The organism is Stenotrophomonas sp. STEN018, assembly GCF_056760235.1.
This window is the reverse complement of the sequence record NZ_JBRREK010000129.1, coordinates 1-1,921: the sequence shown is the minus strand read 5'-3', so window position 1 is coordinate 1,921 and position 1,921 is coordinate 1. Positions and strand designations below refer to the sequence as shown.

Sequence of the window (1,921 nt, the reverse complement as noted above, 5' to 3'; positions counted from 1 at the left end):
TCGGATGCTGGCCTTGAGCTTCTCCATCTGGTCTATCAGCGCGTCAATGGCGTTGTTTTGCTTGTCCAGCGCTTTGCGCTTGCCCGGGCGCATCGCCACATGCCAGGTGACATCCTTCCTGGCATCCGGGCGCTTGTGTGCGCCTTGGTAGCCAGCATCCCCAAAGGCATCCGTTTCCTCACCATGGAGCAAGCTGTTGCCTTCAGTGACGTCGGCCACGTTGCCCGAGGTGCCAATGACGGTGTGCACCAGGCCTGAGTCCGCGTCCACGCCAATGTGGGCCTTCATGCCAAAGTGCCACTCGTTGCCCTTTTGGCTCGAATGCATCTCTGGATCGCGCTTTCTGTCCTTGTTCTTGGTGGAGCTGGGCGCTGCAATCAAGGTGGCATCCACCGCAGTGCCTGCCTTGAGCAGCAAGCCCTGCGCTGCCAACAGTTCGTTGACGGTGGCCAGAATCTGATCGGCCAGCCTGTGTTTCTCCAGCCGGTGGCGAAACCTCAGGATGGTGCTCTCATCCGGTATTCGTCCATGGGCATCGAGCTGGGCAAACTCCCGGTAGATCGGGGTGTCAAAGAAGGCCTCTTCCATCGCCAGATCCGACAAGGTGAACCACTGTTGCATGCAGTGGATGCGCAGCATGGTCTCCAGTGCAAAGGGTGGGCGACCGTTCTTGCCTTCGGGGTAATACGGGGTGATGAGCTCGACCAACGCAGCCCAGGGAACCACCAGATCCATCTGGGCAAGCAGTTCCTGCTTGCGGGTCTTCTTGGTACTCAGGTTCAGATCAAGGCTGCTTTGCTTCATGGCCTGTGAGGATGCCATTGCATGCTGACATGTACCAAACATTGCGGAGGGTTTTGCAGGATTTCCTTTAAGATCAAGAATCAAGACAATTCAGATACAGTGATTGAGAAATCGGCATTTTTGGTTCCCCGTTAATCAGCTTGTTTCTATTTTTGACAAGCGATTATTTTTTATCTACAGGAGTAAATGATGAACATTATGAAATCGATGAAGAAAACCGTTTTAGTGGGTTCTGGTTTGATGGCTTTGGCTTTGAGCAGCCACGCCTCTGAACTGTTTGTCAACATCCACAGTGGCCAAGCCATGGCGCAAGGTGCGGGTCTGGTGCTGGCCGGCCAAGCGGCAGCGCAAAAAGCCCCAGTGCGCGTGCTGTTGTGTGACGCTGCTGGCGATATCGCCGTCGTCGGCAAAGAGCTGCCCAAGCTCAAGCCTAAAGATGTGACCACCCAACAAATGCTGCAAGGTCTGATCAAGTCTGGCGTCAAGGTCGAGGTCTGTGCGCTGTACCTGCCCAACAGCGGTCACCAAGCCAGCGACTTGATCGCTGGCGTAACGGCAGCCAATCCGGCGGATGTGGCTGCGCACCTGCTCAAGCCTGAAGTCAAAACCCTCGGCTTCTAAGTTGCGGCATGGCTGTCACAGCTTCTGATTCGCTGCGTGTGTTGCGCATTGCCTCAGTCATCGAGGGCGCAACCTTGCTGCTGCTGTTTTTGGTGGCGATGCCGCTGAAGTATGTGGCCGACACGCCGCTGGCCGTGAGCATCGTCGGGCCGATCCACGGCGCGGCGTTTTTGATTTACACCGCGCTGGTACTGCAGTCGTTTGTTTCGCGGCTGATCAGCGTGACCGAGGTGGCGCGGCTGATGGCGGTGGCGTTTATTCCGCTGGGCGCGTGGCTGGTGGCCGCAATGCTACGCCGCCCGCGTACCGTGCCCTTGGTGGGCAAACATCGGCTGCATTTTTAGTGAAATCGGCCTCTAGCCCAATAGATACGTGCGATAGTAGCTATTAATTTAATAGTATTTAAGCGCTGGCAGCCAAAAACAGACGCTCTCCTGTGGGGGAGAGCGTCTTTTTTATTGGGCCGTGTTAAGCCGCGCTGATGTGCACTGGCGGC

3 protein-coding genes are annotated in these 1,921 nt (G+C 56.2%); 2 read left to right on the top strand and 1 reads right to left on the bottom strand.

Going from position 1 to position 1,921, the window contains the following annotated elements:
* On the bottom strand, window positions 1-804 hold an 804-nt coding region (locus tag ACVOMB_RS21000), incomplete at its 3' end, for an IS5 family transposase (protein WP_481532926.1).
* Between the two features lie 189 nt (window positions 805-993).
* On the opposite strand from ACVOMB_RS21000, the gene ACVOMB_RS20995 reads away from it, so the two are divergent.
* Both ACVOMB_RS20995 and ACVOMB_RS20990 read left to right on the top strand, forming a co-directional pair.
* Entirely contained in the window at window positions 994-1,425 is a 432-nt protein-coding gene (locus ACVOMB_RS20995; protein ID WP_481532925.1) for a DsrE family protein, read from the top strand.
* Between the two features lie 38 nt (window positions 1,426-1,463).
* Window positions 1,464-1,769: a DUF3817 domain-containing protein gene (locus ACVOMB_RS20990; protein WP_481532924.1), complete on the top strand. Its 306-nt coding sequence runs from the start codon at window positions 1,464-1,466 to the stop codon at window positions 1,767-1,769.
* Window positions 1,770-1,921: the final 152 nt, after the last annotated feature.

What these genes read in the sequence shown, in the direction of transcription:
- ACVOMB_RS20995 (WP_481532925.1), top strand. Translation starts at nt 994, where the DNA reads ATGAACATTATGAAATCGATGAAGAAAACCGTTTTAGTGGGTTCTGGT.